Below are 17127 nucleotides of genomic sequence, written 5' to 3' on the forward strand. Positions count from 1 at the left end.
GGTGATGCCGCTGCCGATCATGGCATACACGTTTCGCACCGGAGATCGCTGCCATGTCGCTTGCCCTGCCCCACGCCATTGCCTGCTTCTTTGCCGCCAGCAACGCCGGCGATGCCGCCGTGCTGCTGCCGCACCTTGCCGACGATGCGGTGGTGCACGACGAGCGCCAGCATCACCGTGGCGCTGCTGCAATCGCGGCGTGGCTGGCACAGACGCAGGCCACCACGCCGTATCGTGCGGTGCCGGTTGGCGTGCACACCCAGGGCAAGCAGGTGCGCGTCACCGCGCAGGTGTCAGGCGAGTTCCCGCAGAGCCCGCTGCAGCTGGAGCATGTGTTCCAGCTGGTGGGCGGCAAGATTGCGGCGTTGGAGATTCATTGACGCAGCGTGCTGGCGCCATGCTTCATCCACCAAGGCGGTGATCCTGGAAACATCCGCCTGACACGATCGCCGAGGAAGGTGCCGGGCAGGCAACTACGCAGATGCGCTGTTACCGGTGGCGATGCTGTGAGCGGCATCGGCATCGAAGTGATCGCGCCAGGCGACGGTGCATCCGCTGTTCTTACCAGTGCTTTCCAGACACGCTCACCCGTTGAGCGTGCGGCCGCCATCGACGATGATTTCCGAGCCCACTGTCCAGCGGGATTCGTCCGAGGCCAGGTACAGCACGGCCTTGGCCACTTCGTCCGGGGTGCCGAACCGGCCGAGCGGGATGGTGGCGGCAATGTCCTTGTTGACCTGGTCGCGGTACGCGTCGGGGATGCCGAGCTTGTCGTAGAGCGGGGTTTCCACCGGGCCGGGGCTCACCGCGTTGAGGCGGATGCCGCGTGCCAGCAGTTCGCTCGAGAGTGTCTTGGTCATGCTCAGGAAGGCCGCCTTGGTCGCGGCATATACCGACGAGCGGGCCGCGCCCACATGCGCATTGATGGAGGTGTTGAGCACCACCGAGGCGGGGTTGGCGAACACCGGCAGCAGCGACTGGAGGAGGAAGTACGGGCCTTTGACGTTGATGGCGAAGGAGGCCTCGAAGGCCTGCTCGCTCCACTCTTCGATCGGCGCCCATACCGAGACACCGGCATTGAGGAAGGCGATATCGAGCTGGCCGTAATGCGCCTGCACCGCCTGCGCGAGTTGCTGCTGCGCGGTGACGCTGGCCGAATCGGCGCGCAGCACCAGCACCTCGCTACCCAACGCGGCCTTGGCGTTGGCGATGGACTCGGGATTGTTGCCGGTGACGATGACGCGGGCGCCTTCGGCGAGAAACTGCCTGGCGGTTTCCAGGCCAATACCGCTGGTGCCGCCGGTGATGAGGGTGCGTTTGCCTGCTAAACGGGACATGGGGTGCTCCTGAGCGAGGCCCGCCGCGCGTGGCCGGCCTTCGAGGTGTGCAGCGTGCGCCCATGCCGAATTTGCTAGAAGACCTTGGCACCACATACCATTCATGCGATCTGCGCATGAATTGAAGGGCTGGCAATGGACCGGTTTCTGCTGATGACCTGCTTTGCCCGTGCGGTGGAAACCGGGAGTTTTTCTGCGGCCGGGCGGGATCTGGGCTTGGGCCAGCCCAATGTCAGCCGCCACGTGGCAGCGCTGGAAGAGCACCTGCACACGCGGCTGCTCAACCGCTCCACCCGCAAGCTGGTGCTGACACCGGAGGGAGAGCGCTATTACGCAGAGGTACGCCGCATCCTGGATGCGGTGGGCGAATCGGAAATGTCGCTGCGCGATAACGTGCAACCTTCCGGGTTATTGCGGGTGGCCTGCCCCACGGCGTTGTCGCATCAGTATGTGATGCCGCTGGTGCCGGAGTTTTTGCGGCGCTTTCCGGGCCTGGAGCTGGATCTGCAGATCAACGACCGCTTCGTCAATCTGCTCGATGAGGGTGCGGAGCTTGCCATCCGCATCGGCCACCTGGAAAACAGTGCGCTGCGTGCCAGGCGGATTGGGTCGTTCAAGCGCGTGTGCGTGGCAAGCAACGACTATCTTGCCGAGCGCGGCATCCCCACCGTGCCCGACGACCTGCGCCAACACGATTGTGTGCTGTACACCTTGTTGGCCTCCGGGGCGAGCTGGCGTTTCAAGGAGGTGGACGTGCCGGTCACCGGCAGGATCCGGGTCAATTCGCCAGAGGCGGCACGCGAGGCGGTGAGCGCGGGCCTGGGCATCGGGCAGGGGCCGGAATGGTTATTCGAACAAGGGCTCAACGCCGGGCATCTGCAGATCGTGCTCAGTGCGTTCTCTGGCCCTGCGGTGCCCATGCACATCATGTATGCCGCCAACCGCCTGGTGGCCAGGCGGGCGATTGTGTTTATGGATTTTATTGCCGAGGCGTTTGCGAAGATTCCGCAACTCAACGCCCCCTCCTCCTCGCAGCGATAGACGTTTATTCCAGCGGTCTTGGCGACGGGCGCTGGTATTTGGAAAACGTCTTGTGGAGTGAGGCGGCGCGCTCATCGGCAACGACGTTTTCCACACTGCTCAACCCACGCGATGCGATGACGGCCGAGGCTTTTGCATCGCCCAATAGGTAAGCCAAGCGCAGATACGCCCATCCGTTGCAGGCTGCAGTGGTCAAGCGTGATGTTGCTTGATGTTGGCCTGCGATGCGAATGCGTCCTTTGATTGCAGGCCTCTGATTGCAGGCCTGCGCTGGCAGTCAACACACACACTGCCTCCTCCGTACCCTCACCCCCGGCCCCTCTCCCGATGGGAGAGGGGAGTGTTTGCCACGTCTGTGGGGCAAAGCAGACCGACTCCGCCGCCTTGGCCTGCACTGCTCGCAGCCCGCACTTGGCGGGCTGCAGAGACGGCGGTTGAGGCCGCACAACGCAGGTGGCGCGTGGCCGGATGCGGCGTGTCGCTCCCTCCCCGGTTGCACGTTTTGCCGTGCGGTTGGGGCCGCAGGTCGTACCCGCCCAGCTGTCCTGGCTGCTGGCGCAAGAGGGGGCAAAACAGGCCACACGGTGCACCCCGCGCCGCGGGCCGCCATCTACCGCCGAAGGCCAGATCGCTTGCTGCGTAAGGCTTTCGAGCGAGTGACGCGATCTGATTTGCATGAAATTGGAGCGCCTGAGACGAAATGCATCCCTGGTCTGAATTTTCCGTATATCGTGCGTTACGTCACATTTAAATGTGACCAACGTCGCAATTAACCGGCGAGAAGGATCTGGGCATGACCGACAACACGATAGGGCTGCACCCGCAGCCATTGGGCGGGCGTGGTGTGACAGGACAAGGATGGGCGGTCATGCCGCCGTCGTTGACGTCGTCGTCTGGTCATCGCCGCATGGCCGCGTTGCCACGCGTGCCGACACCGACACCGTCGTCAGCGCCAACTCCAGCGATAGCGCCAGCGCCAGGGACACCCAGTCTCAAGCGGCTGCTGCGCAAAGGCGCGCGCAGCCTGCTGAAAACACTGCCCTGGCGGCACCAGGACCGGCTCCACTTCCTGCATACGTTCGGGCGGCTGCCGGATCTGTATGCGCCGAAGTGCTTCAACGAAAAAATCCTGTACCGCAAATGCGTGCACGGCGATTACCCGCTGTACACGCGTCTGGCCGACAAGTTTGCGGTGCGTGCGCATGTGGCGGCCAAGATCGGCGAGGCGCACCTGATCCCGCTGCTGCTGGACAGCACCGACCCGCAGGACTTGTTGCGCCTGCCCCGCTGGCGGGACACCGTGATCAAGGCCAACCACGGCGCGGCCATGGTGGAGATCGTGCGCGACGAGCCGGATGCGGTGCAGAAGCGTCGCATCATCGAGCGCTGTGGCCAATGGCTGCAGACCGACTTCTCCGACATGGTGCGCGAGATCCATTACCGCGATATTCCACCGCGGATTCTGGTGGAGCAGTACATCGGCGAGGCGCAGCAGGTGCCGGTGGATTACAAGTTCCACATGTTCCGGCAGGCGGACGGCAATTTTCGGTACGTGCTGCAAGTGATTTACGGCCGCTTCGATACGCCGAAGCTGGCGATGACCTTCTTTGTCGACAACCTGCATACGGCCTTCCACCGCATCCGCGACGACGGGCGCACACCGCCCTGCGCGCCGGCGCTGCTGGAGCAGGCGCTGGAATTGAGCAAGGTGCTGGCAAGCGATTTCGATTACGTGCGGGTGGACTGGTATATCCAGCGCGGGCAGATCTATTTCGGCGAACTGACCTTCACCCCGGGCGCGGGGCTGGTCACCGGCCTGGAGCGCGGGCTGGACCGGATGATGGGCGACATGTGGCTGCAGCGGCGTGCGCCGGTAGAACCTTGGTTCTCCGAAGAAGGCATCCGTGTGCGCGTGCCGGCGAGGTGAGCGCGGCGATCGAAGCGTCCACTTCAGGCGACATTGCAGGCGCTGAAGTGGTTAGGATCACCGTCGATTCTTTCCACGCACTACAAGGACGTCACCGTTGTCGAACGTTTCCCTGCGCACCTTCTTGCCGCTCGCCATCATGGCTGCGTTGTCTGCCTGCAACGGCAGCGGCTCTGCAACCACCAGCGCGCCGCGCCCGGAGGCCGAGCACTTCACCCTTGCCGATCTGCAGCAGCTGGGTTGCACCGTCACCGCCACGCCCAAGCGCAACGTGAGCAAGATCCCGTTGATGGGCGAGGTGGATGGCTATGGCGTGACCAGCACCACCGCATGCGCAACCCAGTTGGTCAGCCTGCTGCAGCCGATCAACTACGAAGACGCGGTGTGGGAAGGCGCGCGGACGGCAGCCGGCAACTTCGCCAAGAAGCAAGGCTTCGAACGCGAGAGTTTTGAAGGCCAGCTCGGCGAGTACAGCGAGATCGAGGTCTTCAGCCGCAGCGGCAAGCCGGTGGGCTTCGAGTACAGCGTGCAGGCCAAGGGCCAGCTGCATTCGGTGATCGTGGTCTCCGACAGCATCGCGCCGGATGCGGCGTTCGAGGCGGTGTTGAAGAAGAAGCTGTGAGGCAGGCTGCTGCTGTTTTGGGTTGAATGCGGTGGCACTGCGTCGAGGCTGGTCCGGTGCAGATCCTGTGCGCATCTACGTGCCGTTGTTGCCAGCCAGGCATCCCACGTAGGGGGGCAGATGGTTACCCTGCCCGGCCACTGCGCAGCTGCGGCAGAGTGGAACGGACAACCATTAGCCGGTAAACCGATTAATGGTAAAGTGAAGCCACTCACTTGTTAGCCGGAGAGCACGATGACGAATCTGGTCAAGCTGGCGACCGCTCGCGCCCTGGTCGATGCCAGTGCGGTCAGACAGGCTTCGGTCGTCGGGGAGGCCGGTGCCTGGACCGTGCAGCTGCAGACCCATAACCAGACCCGTGTGCTGGCCACCAAGGCCAATGCGCCGCGCCGGTTTGGTAGCTTCGAGAGTGCGTTGAAGGTATTGCGCGAGATGGGCATGCCATTGGACGTGCTTCACGTAGATGCTGCGCAGTGGGACGCCGAGGGCGGCACTGCGAAACGCCGGCCGGATCGCTCCGAAGCGATGAAAGTCAAGGAGATGGACGCGCGCTATGCGGTCTCGCTACGCACTCAGACCGAGCACGCCCTGGCCGACCCCCGCCCTGCGCTCTCCAGCGTGCAGGCGAAGCAGCAGATGGAGACACTCAAGGCGCAGCAGCGTGCAGTGCTTGATGCAGCACTGCGTGCGAAGGGCACGCGTGCGTGAGCGTGGCCTGGAAGCAGACCGCGCTGGATGCGCGCACCGCGTTGCTCGCTGCAGCATTGGCACGCGCGATCGAGATCCCCGACCCGCAGATGTATTTCGCAGCGTGTGAACAGGACGACCGGATCGAAGCCGAAGGCGACGCGCTGGATGGTGCCGCCATCTATCTCCCCGGGCCCACGCCGGGAACGCGTTTATACACGTGCCAGGACGGCAAGTATCTGTTGATCTACACACGCGACGGCGACGATGTGCTGATCCTTGCACTCGTCCCTGCGCGCTCCGATTGGAAACCGACGTAGTAAAAGCTCCATGACGTGTTGATGCTACCGCGCGAGTAGGCGCGACCGGTCGACGCCATCGACAGCGCGCTACACCCCACCCAACGGCTGCAGGCACAACCAGATCGCGCACCAGTGCGACAGCGCGCCGCCCAGCACGTGGGCGTGCCAGATGGCGCGGTTGTAGACCAGCGATTTGCGCACGTAGAAGGTGACGCCCACGGTGTAGAACGCGCCGCCGGCGGCGATCAGCCACAGCACGGTGCTGTCCAGGCCGGCGACGAACGGCTTGATCACTACGATGCCGGCCCACCCCAGCAACAGATAGATCGCCACCCAGAAGCCCTTGGCGATACCGGGCAGGCACAGTTTGGCGAACACGCCGAACAAGGCCACGGACCACACCGCCACGATCATTGCCCAACGCCAGGTGCCGTCGAGGGCGACCAGCAGGAAGGGGGTGTAGGAGCCGGCGATCATGACGAAGATGCCGGCGTGGTCGAACTTGCGCAGCATCGGTTGGCGCTGCGGCGGGGCAAAGTTGTAGGCCGCCGAACAGCCGAACATCACCAGCAGGCCCAGCGCGTACACGCAGGTGGCCAGCAGCATGGTCTGGCTGGCATGCGCGCGCCAGACCATCCAGGCGCCGCCGACGATGGCCAGAAACAGGCCCGCGGCATGCACCGCGACATCGGCGCGGCGGGCGGAAGCGGTCTTGTAATGCGGAGCAATGGCGCTGGGGGGCACGGGCACGGCGGTTCTTCGATGTGGGGGAGCCCACAGCGTGCAGAACAACGGTGACGCGGCGGGGGCAACAGGATACCCGGCTTGCTGAATCCGCTCAGTGACGCAGGGTCGCCGGTTGGGGCCGGGTCTCATACCCTGAGACATCCTTTTTGTTTGATCTCCCTCTTTGGGAGCCTTGTGATATGCCTCCGTTCGCCCTCGCTCCCCGCACCGAAACCGCCGAACGCGCGCTGGCCACCACCGATGGCCGGCCCAGCCGCGATGGCGCGCTGCTGACCGAACGCCTGGAACGGCGTTACCACGACCGCATCACCGGCAGCTTCACCCTGCCCGGGCGAGAGGGCCGGTATGCGCCGATCCCGGACGATGTGCCCAGCGCGCTGCGTGATGCCTTGCATGCGCGCGGCATCACGCAGCTCTATAGCCATCAGGCCGACGCCTGGGCGGCAAGCCAGCGCGGCGAGCATGTGGCGATCGTGACGCCCACGGCCTCGGGCAAATCGCTGTGCTACACGCTGCCGGTGGTGAGCGCGGCGATGACCTCCGGGGCCAAGGCGCTGTACCTGTTCCCCACCAAGGCACTGGCGCAGGACCAGGTGGCCGAGCTGCTGGAATTGAACCGCGCCGGCGAGCTGGGGGTGAAGGCCTTCACCTTCGACGGCGATACGCCCGGCGATGCGCGCCAGGCGATCCGCCTGCATGGCGACATCGTGGTGAGCAACCCGGACATGCTGCATCAGGCGATCCTGCCGCATCACACCAAGTGGGCGCAGTTCTTCGAGAACTTGCGCTATGTGGTGATCGACGAGATCCACACCTATCGCGGGGTGTTCGGCAGCCACGTCACCAACGTGCTGCGCCGGCTCAAGCGCATCTGCGCGTTCTATGGCGCCAATCCGCAGTTCATCCTGTGCTCGGCCACCATCGGCAACCCGCATGCGCACGCGCAGGCCCTGATCGAAGAACAGGTGCATGCCATCACCGAATCCGGCGCGCCCACCGGCGACAAGCACGTGCTGCTGTGGAACCCGCCGGTGGTCAATGCAGACCTGGGGCTGCGCGCATCGGCACGCTCGCAGAGCAACCGCATTGCACGCATCGCGATCAAGAGCGGGCTCAAAACGCTGGTGTTTGCGCAGACGCGCTTGATGGTGGAAGTGCTGACCAAATACCTGAAAGACATCTTCGACCACGACCCGCGCAAGCCGCCACGCATCCGTGCGTACCGCGGTGGGTATCTGCCCACCGAGCGGCGCGAGGTGGAGCGTGCGATGCGGGCCGGCAACATCGACGGCATCGTCTCCACCTCGGCGCTGGAGCTGGGCGTGGATATCGGCGCGCTGGATGTGGTGATCCTCAATGGCTACCCCGGCAGCGTGGCGGCCACCTGGCAGCGCTTCGGCCGTGCTGGGCGGCGCCAGCAACCGGCGCTGGGCGTGCTGGTGGCCAGCTCGCAACCGTTGGACCAATACGTGGTGCGGCATCCGGATTTCTTCGCCGATGCCTCGCCCGAGCATGCGCGCATCGCGCCGGACCAGCCGCTGATTCTGTTCGATCACATTCGTTGCGCCGCATTCGAATTGCCGTTCATTGCCAGCGAACCGTTCGGGCCGATCGACCCGCTGGTGTTTCTGGAAGCGCTGGCCGAGAGCGAAGTGATCCACCAGGAAGGCGACCGCTGGGAATGGATCGCCGACAGCTACCCGGCCAATGCAGTGAGCCTGCGCTCGGTGGCCGATGGCAACTTCGTGGTGGTGGACAAGACCGACGGCAAGCAGCAGATCATCGCCGAGGTGGATTATTCGGCCGCTGCGCTCACGCTTTACGAAGGTGCCATCCACATGGTGCAGAGCACGCCGTACCAGGTGGAGCGGCTGGACTGGGAAGGCCGCAAGGCCTATGTCACGCGCACCCACGTGGACTACTACACCGACAGCATCGACTACACCAAGTTGAAGGTGCTGGACCGCTTCGATGGCGGCGTGGCTGGGCGTGGCGACTCGCATCACGGCGAGGTGCATGTGGTGCGGCGCGTCTCCGGCTACAAGAAGATCCGCTATTACACGCATGAAAACATCGGCTACGGCCCGGTCAATTTGCCCGACCAGGAGTTGCACACCACGGCGGTGTGGTGGCAGTTGCCGCAGGCCACCTTGGGCAAGGCGTTTGCGTCCAAACAGGATGCGCTGGACGGATTTCTGGGTGCGGCCTACGCGCTGCACGTGGTGGCCACGGTGGCAGTGATGGCCGATGCACGCGACCTGCAAAAAGCCGTGGGCAACGGCGATGGCGCGTGGTTTGCGGTGGCCGACCAGACCGGGCGCGGGCAACTGCGCGGTGTGGAAGAAGGCGAAGAAGGCGCGGTGGAATTGCAGCAGGCGTTCGTGCCCACGGTGTATCTGTACGACAACTTCCCCGGTGGCGTTGGCCTGAGCGAGCCGCTGTGGCTGCGCCAGGCCGAGTTGCTGCAGCGCGCGGACGAGTTGGTACGGCGTTGCGATTGTAGCGCCGGCTGCCCGGCCTGCGTGGGCCCGGTGCTGGCCGCGCACGAAGAAGGCAAGGGCGAGTCGCCCAAATCGCTGGCATTGACAGTGCTGGCGCTGTTGTTCGATGCGGATGCGCCGTTGCGCCACGCCACCCAGGTGGACGACGACCTGGCGCTGGACGTGCTTGCATGACAGTGAGTGCGGACCGGCTGCGGCTGTTGCGCCGGCAGGCGGGGCATGCGGATGTGCGTGCGCCGGTTGTGGTTGCGCATGGCGATGCCGCGCATGATGCGGAGATGTTGCCTGCGGTTGTCGTGAATCCTGCTGCTGCCAACGTGGCCGCGCGTGCGGCTGCGCCGCACGCAACGGCGCAGCCGACGCGTGACCCGGCAACGCCGGTGGCTGGCAGCGGCCCTGGTGTCAGCGCAGAACGTCTGCGCTTGCTGCGCCGTCAGGTCGGCGGGCTGACACCTGCAGCGCGCAGGGACGATGCGGTGATGCCCACGCGCGCGCAGCGTCAGCCTGCGCCCGGTGCCACCTCGCAGGGGTGGCGCGCTGCGCCGCGCGATGCTGCTGCGCCAAGCGCGCAGGCAGGCAACGTGGACGCTGGCAGTGACCGGCGTGCCCAGGCACAGACACCGGCAATGACGCGCCGCGCCTTGCAGGCACCGGGTGCTGCAACGCCAGCGCGCGATGCCTCCGTGTTTGCCTGGGTGGAGCACGACGTGCGCCACCGGCCGGCATCTCCGTCGCCGTCGCCGTCGCAATCGACTGCGCATGCCGATGCCGATACAAATGTCGCTGCCGCTGCTGCGAAGCGTCTACCTGCATCGCATGAAGCGTCCATCGCACCGGCGTCCCCTTCGCAGCGACGCACCGATATCGCCGGATTGCGCAAGATGATCGGCTTGCGCGAACGTGCGGTATCAACGCACATGCCGGCGCGTGCAGCGTCCACCGACCGCCATCTGCCCGGCAACGAGATCGCGCCCGGCCTGCATCTGATCGAAGACTTTCTGCCGCAGCCGATCCCGCACGAGGCATTGTCGCTGGCCTTCGCCAAACGCGAAGACGCGGTAGACCCGATGGACCTGCTGTTCTTCGATACCGAAACTACCGGCCTTGCCGGCGGTACCGGCACGCGCGCCTTCATGATCGGCGTGGCCGATTGGCACATGGACGACGCGCACGGCAGCGGGCTGCGCGTGCGTCAGTTGATGATGTCCACGATGGCGGCCGAGAGCGCGATGCTGGATCTGTTCCGCAGCTGGCTGTCGCCGCAGACGGTGCTGTCCAGCTACAACGGCCGCTGCTACGACGCGCCGTTGTTGAAGACGCGCTATCGGCTGGCACGCCGCGGCGACCCGATCTCCGCGCTGGATCATGTGGACCTGCTCTTTCCTACGCGCCGCCGGTATCGCGGCACCTGGGAGAACTGCAAGCTGGCCACCATCGAACGACAGCTGCTGCGCGTGGTGCGCGAGGACGACCTGCCCGGCTCCGAAGCCCCGGCCGCCTGGTTGAGTTACCTGCGCGGCGGCAGCGCGCGCAATCTGCGCCGCGTGGCCGAGCACAATCATCAGGACGTGGTGACCTTGTCGCTGTTGCTGCAACGCCTGGTGGCGGTGGAAGCGCAGGACCGCGAGGTGATTCCGATGCTGGAGATGCCGTAACGCTGGACCAGGCGCTGCGCTGGCACGGCGTGGCCCGCATGCCGCCGGGCCACGCTATGCCAGCGCAGGATCACTGCACCGGTGTCACTGCTCCGGCTCGATCTGTTTGGCTTGCTCGTTGAGGTAATGGCTCACCGGTGCGCCGCGGTACTGATCGGTCAATCGCCCCAGCGATTCGGCGCGTGCATCCGCCGCCTGCCTTGCTGCGGCGTCGTGCGGACCTTGTGCCGCACGATCCAGACGGCGGCCTTCGCGCACTGCCGCTACATGGGCCGGGTCGGCTGGCCTGGACGCGGCGCGGAACTCGTTGGTGCGCTGCTCCACGATCGCCGCATCGCGTGCGGTGTCGATGGGGGTTTCTGGCGGCAGGTCCAGTTCCATGCCGGTATGGCCACGCGCCAGCGTGCGGTTTTCCAGCAGCGCGAGCAGTTCTTCCTCGGGCTGGTCGGTCAACAGGCTTTCGCCGGCATCGCGAAGGGCACCGGCGGTGGTGCGCTGAATCCCAAAGGCTTCGCCGCTAGCCTTTTGCATCTCGCCGAAGTTGCGCCAGACGTAATAGTCCTTGTCGTGGTTGGCGCGCGGCAGGGAGAAATCCTCATACCGGTAGCCGGACGAAAATGCCGCCTGCGCGTAAGCCGAGTCCGGCTGACGCAAGCGTGTGCGTGTCAGTTCCATGGCCTTGCCCGCAGCGCTTTGCTGATCGGTGGCAAACGCCTCCACGATGACCGGGCGCATCTTGTTCCAGCTTTCCAGCCACTGCACTGCGGTCTCGGCCAGCCCCTCGGGGCCATCGTCCTTGCCCGGGAAGAACTCGCGCAGCTGCGGGTCGGCCAGCATGCCCTGGCTGAAGATGAAGACCGGCACCACATTGATCTTGGACAGCAGGCGATCGAGCGCGGCACGGCGGGGCGCATCCTGCGAATGCATCGGATTGATCTGGTAGTGCTTGTACAGATTGGACACGAATTGATCGAAGCCGCCCGTGTAGTACTTGGCATACAGCTTGATCGCGGCCCCCTGGCGCAGATCCGGCCGGCGCATCAGCAGCATCGCCACCGCCTCGGCGGTGTCTTCCTTGCAATCCAGCGCCACCGACATCGCCTCCGGCTTTTGCAACGCGTGCTCCAGCGCCTGCTCCACGGCAGCAATGGTCTGATCGGTCTTGATGAAGTTGCCATCGACCGGGTTGCGGATCACCAGCGGCATGTCGCGCAACTGGGCGAACGGCACCTGCGAGACCAGCTTGTTCTGCGGGTCGTCGGTCATGCGGCCAATGCTGAAGTCGTGCATCAAGACCGGCACGCCATCGGCACTGACTTCGACATCCAGCTCCAGGTTGCGATACCCCTGTGCGTAGGCGCGATCGATGGCGGCAAGCGAGTTTTCCGGAATGCCGGCGTGGTTGTCGAACAAGCCCCGGTGCACCATCACGTCCTTGCCCAGCGCGCGCGTGCTGGGTGCCTGGAAATACGTGTCGTGAACCAGCTCCTTGCGGTGCTTGCGCAGCAGCGCGTCCTTGCCGGCCACCAGATGATGGTCGTTGGCCTTGAAGAACGCTGCACCGCCGTCGCGCGCCGGCACCTCGTGGCCGTGGTAGCGCGCGGCTTGCTGCAACTTGCGGCGCGGCTGCGTGGAGGCGGCGGGCTTGAGCCAGCTCGGTGTTTTCAGCCCATGGCCGGGGAGATCCAGCGCCTTGCGCAATGCGGTGTGGGCTGCGTCGCTGAAGGTGTCGCCAGGCGCAAACGCGCGCTGCAGATCGAAGATGATGCGGCCTTGCTGCGCATCGACCAGCACCGGGCCTCCCGCTGCACTGGCGCAATCGGGTAGCGCCTTGGCCATGGCTTTGAACGCGGCTCTATCCAGATACACCGGCTGCAGCGCTCCAGCTGCAAGCTTTGCTGCAATGCTGTCCTTCTCGGGCGCGATGCCGGCCTGCGCGAGGTGGGTGGCCAGCTTGCTTTGCAGCGCTTGCACCGTGATCTGCCTTGCCTGCACTTCAGCCAGCCGCTGCTCCGAAAACTCGCTGTCCAGCGCCACCAACGCCTGCTTGCCGGTCATGGCGCTGTCGTTCAATGGCACCAGCGGTGGTTGCATGAGGGCCTGGCGACGAGGCCGTGCACGCAAGGGCAGATTGCCGCCTGGCGCGTGCGGCACCTCCATCGGGGTGATGGCACTGGTGTGCGTGGGTGTTGCCAGCGCGGTGGTGTGCGTGGCGGCTGGTTGCAAAGGACCAATACGCATGACGACCTCAAGAGCACTGCGGGCGGCCAGTAAAGCGCGTGGCATATGACAATTCGCAACCGAGGCGAAGTCTGCCGCCGCAATGCGAAACGATGCCCCCGGCGCACCGCACCACGCGGTCCATCGCCTGCTTTAGAACAGCGTTTCCTTGAACGGCAGCATGGCCGCGCCCAGCACCGTGGCGTGTGCCTGCACCTGCCCGACCAGCAATGCCGGATACGGCGATGCAACGCCGCGCCGTGGTGCGGATTCGAAGGCGATACGGGCGATCAGCCGCTGCGCAAGATCTGCTGGCAGGCGCGCGCCGAAGACGATGACGCGCGGGTCGATCAACGCGATGATCGCCGCCACCGCCAGCGTCACGGTGGGTTGCACCGCATCCAGCCAGGCCTCGATCTGCGGCCATGCCGGATCGTAGTGCTGCAGCATGGTGTGCAGGTCCGGCAGCGCATGGCCATCGGCGACCAGCGCCTGGCGCAGGCTTTCCAGCGTTGGCCGCGCCATGCCGGTGATGGCCGAGATGCGCCCCAGCTCGCCCACGTTGCCGTGCGCGCCGCGGTGCACCTTACCGGCGGCGATCACGCCCGCGGCGAAGCCGTCGGCGATCGTCAGATAGACCAGATCCGGCGATTGGCGGCCGACCCCGTACAAGGCCTCGGCCAGGGCGGCGCAATGGGCGTCGTTGTCCATCCAGACCGGCAACTGCAGGCGCTCGGCGATGAACCGGTCCAGCTCCACCTGCATCCATTCGGCCGCCAGCGAGAGCGGCGGATTGACCCGGGTGCCGTCGCCGATGCGCGGGCCGGTCATGCTGACGCCCACCCCGAACAGCTGCTGCCGGTCCACCCCGGCCGCCTGCAACAACTGCTCCAGCAATTCCGGCAAGCGCGCCGCGAGCAGATCCAGCGTCAGCGGGAAGGCCGTGAGCTGGCGCATGCCGCGGACCTGCCCGGCGAAGTCGATCAGCACCACCGCGATGCCATCGACCATCACCGAGACCCCCACGCTGAACGCGTAGCCGGGCACCAGACTCAGCTGCACGCTGGGTTGGCCGCGACCACGCCGCAGCGACGGGCCGAGCTGGAGCAGGCCCTGTGCGACCAGCGGGTCGATGATGCCCTTGGTGCCGGGAACGCTGAGCCCGCTGGCACGCGGCAGATCGGCACGTGCCAGCTGGCCGGCACTGCGGATCAGATCCAGCAACGCGCGCTCGCTGGAACCGGCGGCCTGCCCGTCGCTACGACGGCGGTAATGCGAACGAATGGCCGCGTGGGCGAAGAAGGAAGACATAGGGAGCAAAAGGGCAGTGGTTGTCACATAAGCTTAAATTAAGAAGATTAATTTAATCCGCCTGCGGCACCGCGTTGGGGCCGCCCGACATCGCGGATCGTGCCATGCGTCTGTTTCATCCCTCTTCCTCTGGCCCTGTGTGTCTGCCCGGTCCGGCCTGCGGCCCGCAGCGTCGCATATTGTCGCTCGCGCTGGGCATGGCCGTGGTGGGCTGGATGCACGCACCGGCGCAGGCCGCCGAGGCGCCCGCCGATGCCTCGGCGCTGACCCTGGATGCCGTGCAGGTGCGCACCTCGTTCCAGTCGCAGAACACGCGCGCCATCGCCACCAAACAGGCCGCGCCCACCATCGTGGACTCGGTCGCCGCCGACAGCATCGGGCAACTGGCGGACTTCAACGTGGGCGATGCGCTGCGCCGGGTCACCGGCGTCAGCACCGTGGAGTACCAGGGCGAGCCGCGCTACGTGACGGTGCGCGGCCTCAACGGCAACTACAACAGCATGCTGATCGACGGCTTTGCGTTCGCCAGCAACGACATCGGCAGCCGCCAGGCAATGATGGATGTGCTGCCGGCCAATTTTGTCGACCGCATCGATGTGGTGAAGTCGTTCCTGCCGGAAAACGACGGCGGCGCGATCGGCGGCGTCACCAACCTGGTCACCGCCACCGGCTTCGGCCGCCCGGACGGCCTGCTCACCTTCTCGGCCAAGGGCGGCGCCAACCTGATGGGCGGCCGCTATGGCGGTAAGACGCCGGTTGGCGAGGGCGACCTGAAGTGGGGCAAGCGCTTCGGTCGCGACGGGCAGTTCGCCTTTTTGGGCGCTGCCAGCCAATGGCGGCGCGAGATCTCGGTGCCGCAGCAGGAAAACGGCGGCGGCTTGAACTGGTACGCCGCCAATGGCACGCGCGATCCGGTGGCCTATGGCGGCACCGGCGATGCGGTGCCCAGCGAGCGGCGCTGGTACAACTACGACAACACCCGCGAACGGCGCAGCCTCACCGCGCGCGTGGACTGGCAGCCGGAGGGCCCGCTCAGCGGCCATGTGTCCGGTTACAGCTTCCGCCAGCGCGAGGCCTCGGACCGCTATACCCAGAACGCCCAGGTGCAGAACAGCGCGCGCCTGAGCCGCACCGGCCCGCAGAGCGGCACGCTCGACAATCTCAATCAGTACGTGGAATTGGGGCAGTTGCGCTGGAAGCGCGCGCTGTCGGGCATCAACGGCGAACTGCTGGCCGAGTTGCCGGCGCAGTGGCGCGCCGCGCTGCGCGCCAGCACTTCGCGCGCCACGGTGGACAACCCGCAGACCTGGGACCGCTTCCAGCAAAATCGCCTGGCCTACGGCTTCGACTGGAGCGGCACGCTCCCCGCCTTCACGCCCCTGGCCCCGGCCCTGGCCGACGACCCGGGGCGCTACGCAAACCTCTATCACCAGCAGGAACGCACCGGCTACGCCGAACGGGTCGGCGACCTGCAGCTGGAGCTACGTCGCAACATGGACGAGGACAGCCGTGGGCTGGGGCTGGCGGTTGGCGCGCGGCAGGTGCGCACGCACATGCGCACCGACGTGCAGCGCACCACCTGGAACGGTTTGCCTGACACCTTGGCCGACGTGCTGGGCAGCCCCACCTGCGCGCTGGGCTGCAACAGGCAGATGATGACCATCGACCCGGCATTGGCCGACGCGCGCTGGGATGCGCTCGCCGGCCAGGCACGCGGGGTGGTGGACACCACCGCGCAGAACAGCGGCAGCTACAGCGTCGACGAGCAGGTGCGCGCCGGCTTTGCCCAGGCGCAATGGCGCGGCGAGCGCTGGCTGCTGGCCGGCGGCATCCGTCTGGAACAGACCCGCTTTGCCAGCGCCGGCCAGCAGCTGAGCGGAACCACCTGGACGCCGGTCAGCGCGGTGCATACCTACCGCAACTGGTTGCCATCGCTCAGCGGGCAACTGCAGACCAGCGCCAACGGCACGCTGCGCTTTGGTGCCTCGCGCTCGATCGGCCGCCCGCGCCTGGACCAGATGGCATTGAACGGCGGCGTGCTGCAGCTGGGTAGCACACCGCCCACGCTCAACCAGGGCAACCCGGACCTGCAGCCGCGCCGCTCGCAGAACCTGGACCTTGGCCACGACTGGAGCTTCGACGACGGCGGCAGCCTGCTGTCGATCGCGCTGTTCCACAAGACCATCGACGACGAAATCTTCCGCTACGGTCAGATGGACACCATCGACGGCGAGCAGGTGCTGGTCACCCAGCCACGCAATGTGGACCGGCCGGTGCGCCTGCGTGGCGCCGAGCTGGGGGCCATCAAGGAGCTGCGGCCGTTGCTGCCTGCGCTGGACGGCTTGTCGGTGTCGGCCAATGTCACGTTCCTGGACGTGGAGTACCCGGTGGTGCTCGGCGATGGCACCCGCACCACCCTGGACGTACTGCCGCAGCAGCCCAGGCAGTTGTGGAATCTGACCCTGAATTACGCCCGTGGGCCGCTGCGCACCACGCTGGCCTGGAGCCGCACCGGCGAGCTGTGGGATGACCGCTTTCCCAATTACAGCAGCCTGCCCGAGTTCTATCGCAACCGTTACCAGCAACCGCTGGACCGCATCGATCTGAAACTGGGCTGGGATGTGTCGCCGGCGGTATCGCTGAGCCTGGACGTGCTCAATCTGGCCGGCCAGGGCTACCAGTACCGCATCGGCCGCGATCAGGAATATGTGCAATCGGCCTGGAAGATGGCCCCCACCGTGATGGTCGGCGTCAATGTCAAACTTTGAGGAGCTGTG

The 17127-nt window shown here is 65.9% G+C and carries 13 protein-coding genes and 1 pseudogene; 10 read left to right on the forward strand and 4 right to left on the reverse strand.

Annotated features, from left to right (window positions below; all coding sequences use genetic code 11):
- The first annotated feature begins 53 nt into the window (after window positions 1–53).
- On the forward strand, window positions 54–380 hold the full coding sequence (locus NMB96_RS05525; protein WP_255086457.1) for a nuclear transport factor 2 family protein: 327 nt from the start codon (window positions 54–56) through the stop codon (window positions 378–380).
- Between the two features lie 204 nt (window positions 381–584).
- Here the strand turns inward: NMB96_RS05525 and NMB96_RS05530 are convergent, their stop codons facing one another.
- Window positions 585–1337: an SDR family oxidoreductase gene (locus tag NMB96_RS05530; protein ID WP_255086458.1), complete on the reverse strand. Its 753-nt coding sequence runs from the start codon at window positions 1335–1337 to the stop codon at window positions 585–587.
- 135 nt (window positions 1338–1472) lie between these two features.
- Between NMB96_RS05530 and NMB96_RS05535 the strand changes: the two genes are divergently transcribed.
- From NMB96_RS05535 to NMB96_RS05555, 5 genes are all read left to right on the forward strand, one after another.
- The gene (locus NMB96_RS05535; RefSeq protein WP_255086459.1) at window positions 1473–2378 is read left to right on the forward strand and encodes a LysR family transcriptional regulator; all 906 of its coding nucleotides are present in this window, start codon (window positions 1473–1475) and stop codon (window positions 2376–2378) included.
- Between the two features lie 808 nt (window positions 2379–3186).
- A complete protein-coding gene (locus tag NMB96_RS05540; RefSeq protein ID WP_043889623.1) occupies window positions 3187–4305 on the forward strand; it encodes an ATP-grasp fold amidoligase family protein in 1119 nt (372 codons plus the stop codon).
- Between the two features lie 97 nt (window positions 4306–4402).
- Window positions 4403–4927 carry a hypothetical protein gene (locus NMB96_RS05545; RefSeq protein ID WP_255086461.1) on the forward strand — a complete coding sequence of 175 codons (525 nt, stop codon included), beginning with the start codon at window positions 4403–4405 and terminating at the stop codon, window positions 4925–4927.
- Between the two features lie 234 nt (window positions 4928–5161).
- A complete protein-coding gene (locus NMB96_RS05550; protein ID WP_023901989.1) occupies window positions 5162–5635 on the forward strand; it encodes a hypothetical protein in 474 nt (157 codons plus the stop codon).
- A complete protein-coding gene (locus tag NMB96_RS05555; RefSeq protein WP_006452061.1) occupies window positions 5632–5934 on the forward strand; it encodes a hypothetical protein in 303 nt (100 codons plus the stop codon). Before NMB96_RS05550 ends, NMB96_RS05555 begins: the two co-directional genes overlap by 4 nt.
- A 69-nt stretch (window positions 5935–6003) precedes the next feature.
- On the opposite strand, the gene trhA is transcribed toward NMB96_RS05555, so the two are convergent.
- The gene (gene trhA / locus NMB96_RS05560) at window positions 6004–6666 is read right to left on the reverse strand and encodes a PAQR family membrane homeostasis protein TrhA (protein WP_255086462.1); all 663 of its coding nucleotides are present in this window, start codon (window positions 6664–6666) and stop codon (window positions 6004–6006) included.
- Window positions 6667–6842: 176 nt separating this feature from the next.
- On the opposite strand from trhA, the gene NMB96_RS05565 reads away from it, so the two are divergent.
- The 3 genes and pseudogenes from NMB96_RS05565 to NMB96_RS23495 all read left to right on the forward strand — a co-directional run bounded on the left by NMB96_RS05565 (window position 6843) and on the right by NMB96_RS23495 (window position 10819).
- Window positions 6843–9338, forward strand: coding sequence for a DEAD/DEAH box helicase (locus tag NMB96_RS05565; RefSeq protein WP_255086463.1), 2496 nt, complete (start codon window positions 6843–6845; stop codon window positions 9336–9338).
- Window positions 9335–9884, forward strand: a pseudogene (locus NMB96_RS23490) (ribonuclease H-like domain-containing protein); the annotation flags it as partial. The gene NMB96_RS05565 and the pseudogene NMB96_RS23490, both read left to right, overlap by 4 nt.
- 413 nt (window positions 9885–10297) lie before the next feature.
- On the forward strand, window positions 10298–10819 hold the full coding sequence (locus tag NMB96_RS23495; RefSeq protein ID WP_425520919.1) for a ribonuclease H-like domain-containing protein: 522 nt from the start codon (window positions 10298–10300) through the stop codon (window positions 10817–10819).
- Between the two features lie 84 nt (window positions 10820–10903).
- On the opposite strand, the gene avrBs2 is transcribed toward NMB96_RS23495, so the two are convergent.
- Together avrBs2 and NMB96_RS05580 are read right to left on the reverse strand one after the other, a co-directional pair.
- Window positions 10904–13060 (reverse strand): type III secretion system effector avirulence protein AvrBs2, encoded by a 2157-nt coding sequence (avrBs2, locus tag NMB96_RS05575; protein WP_023901984.1) that lies wholly within the window; start codon window positions 13058–13060, stop codon window positions 10904–10906.
- 132 nt (window positions 13061–13192) lie between these two features.
- Entirely contained in the window at window positions 13193–14350 is a 1158-nt protein-coding gene (locus tag NMB96_RS05580; protein WP_023901983.1) for an ROK family protein, read from the reverse strand.
- Window positions 14351–14454: 104 nt separating this feature from the next.
- Here NMB96_RS05580 and NMB96_RS05585 point away from each other — a divergent pair, with 104 nt between their 5' ends.
- Window positions 14455–17118, forward strand: coding sequence for a TonB-dependent receptor (locus tag NMB96_RS05585; protein WP_023901982.1), 2664 nt, complete (start codon window positions 14455–14457; stop codon window positions 17116–17118).
- Window positions 17119–17127: the final 9 nt, after the last annotated feature.

The organism is Xanthomonas hortorum, from assembly GCF_024339125.1.
GTDB lineage: Bacteria > Pseudomonadota > Gammaproteobacteria > Xanthomonadales > Xanthomonadaceae > Xanthomonas > Xanthomonas hortorum.